At 35.6% G+C, this 1,967-nt stretch carries 3 protein-coding genes; all 3 read right to left on the bottom strand.

Annotation, left to right across the window (positions count from 1 at the left end; genetic code table 11):
* A partial coding sequence (locus tag P3R27_RS14240; RefSeq protein WP_301399117.1) for an N-6 DNA methylase occupies positions 1-496 on the bottom strand: 496 nt, incomplete at its 3' end.
* Positions 497-809: 313 nt separating this feature from the next.
* Positions 810-1,229: a single-stranded DNA-binding protein gene (gene ssb, locus P3R27_RS14235; RefSeq protein WP_301399115.1), complete on the bottom strand. Its 420-nt coding sequence runs from the start codon at positions 1,227-1,229 to the stop codon at positions 810-812.
* A 183-nt stretch (positions 1,230-1,412) separates the two neighbouring features.
* On the bottom strand, positions 1,413-1,967 hold a 555-nt coding region (locus P3R27_RS14230), incomplete at its 5' end, for a hypothetical protein (RefSeq protein ID WP_301399114.1).

The raw sequence follows: 1,967 nt of genomic DNA, 5'->3' as shown, positions 1-1,967 counted from the left end.
CACACAATACACGTAGCTGCTGTTGATAGTTATATCCCTTACGTTCCATTGCCTGCGTAAATGCGATTATCATACTACCTGCGCCACACGCTGGCTCGTAATAACCAATCCATCCTTTTTCTTCGATTAGTGGTTCATTTTCCGTTAAAGTTAGTTCGGACATTAACCTTGAGATCTCATAGGGTGTAAAAAATTGTCCGGAATCTTTGTTACTAATTTCGAGATCCATATAAATTTCACCGAGCCAATCCGTCACTTTTCGATCAAAAGCTTGTACCAATAAACAGAAACATTTTACAAAGACATCACTCTCCGTCTTCGTGTATTTTCCGATTATCTCGACATAATCAGCTTCTCGGCTATCAAATTGTGTTTTATCTACACTATTTGATATGGTGTATGCCATTAAGTGAACCCAATCAAAGAAAATTGTAGATATATTCTGCTTGCCAGATAAATTTTTTAGTCGTTTCGTAATCTCATTTCTATAATTCATCTTTTCTCCTTTATTCGGCAACCGCATATGCGGTTGCCGATCTCTCATTTTTAGTTAAATTGTTAATCTTTTAGAGTGTATCTATATTTTGCCAATCAAATGTAACACTATCCCAACAGTTACTTGGATAATAAAAACTAATAAAAAGAAAAGAATTCCAAACATTTTCTTTTTATAATCTTTATGGCTCAAACAGTAAAATAGATATGACGATAAGGCTAGTAATATAAAAATAGCTATTAACCACATATGAACACTCCTATTCTAAGATTTTGGGGAACTATTTTTTCTCTCCCTAGTCTCTACACACGAATCAAAATGGTAAATCATCGTCTGAAATGTCAACCGTTGATCCTTCAAAGTTTGGATCACTATTATCGTTTTGTTGATTATTTTGGCGTTGTTCGTTGGCTGTTTTTGATTCAAGAAATTGGAAAGTTTCTACTACAACCTCAGTCACATAAACTCGTTGTTGTTCCTTATTTTCATAACTTCTTGATTGAAGGCGTCCCACAATCCCGATCAAAGAACCTTTTTTTGCATAATTTGCTAAGGTTTCCGCTGATTTCCCCCAAATGACACATTGGATATAGTCCGCCTCACGCTGTCCTGCCTGGTTCGTAAATCTTCGATTGACTGCTAATGTAAAACCTGCTACCGCCTTGCCACTTGACGTATAGCGCAAATCAGGGTCTTTTGTTAAACGTCCTACCAAAGTTACATTGTTAATCATAATAAATTCCTCTTTTCTTTTTTTTAAGTCTAAAATTTTATAAAAAGCATGCTAAAGAATAATATGAATTGAATCATTGTTATACTAATCTCACTAACGACATCACTCGTATATCTTCATCTTTTGACTGATACGAAAGGGTTATGGAACCCTTTCGTATGTCTCCTTTCCTAATTCTTTAGTTTAGATTTTGCCGAAATGACCAATTGTTTCTAGTAAAACAAGAGCATGTGCTAAATCATAAACACTATTCATAGGGTGTCTGCGGTATCGAATCGAACTAGAACGATCTTTCATCATTAATGAAATTAATTTATCTTTGAAAAAGGCAACGGCTCTCACGCTCTCTGTTTCAAATATTTGTTCGCCATTGTATGTGTCTAGCTGTTCTAAGTGCCGATAAATGGTTTCTGCTTGCTCGTATTTCTCTTCAATCGCTTGTTCTAAGACTTCCTCTTCATATTCACAAAACACGTACGTATTACATCCCTCTAATATCTCACCTTGTACTTTTTCGTCATATCGAATGCTCCCCCACTGTTTTTGGATTTCGTAACGAATCGTTTCCGTTTCTAGCGTTAAATCATGCAATTTTACTCTGATAGAAGTGCTTCCGTAGCCCACCATTTCAACCCGAATGCGTAGGTTTTTCGTATTAATTCCTTGCTCTCTCAAACTTCTTTTGATATTATTTGCAGTTATTTCCATGCGAATCTCTCCTATTTGTCGTTTTTTGTT

Origin of the sequence: Enterococcus spodopteracolus, assembly GCF_030441955.1 — a bacterium.
Lineage (GTDB): Bacteria > Bacillota > Bacilli > Lactobacillales > Enterococcaceae > Enterococcus_B > Enterococcus_B spodopteracolus.
This window is presented reverse-complemented; position numbering and strand designations above follow the sequence as displayed.

Coding starts and splice junctions, on each gene's coding strand:
- ssb (WP_301399115.1), bottom strand. CDS start 1,229: ATGATTAACAATGTAACTTTGGTAGGACGTTTAACAAAAGACCCTGAT.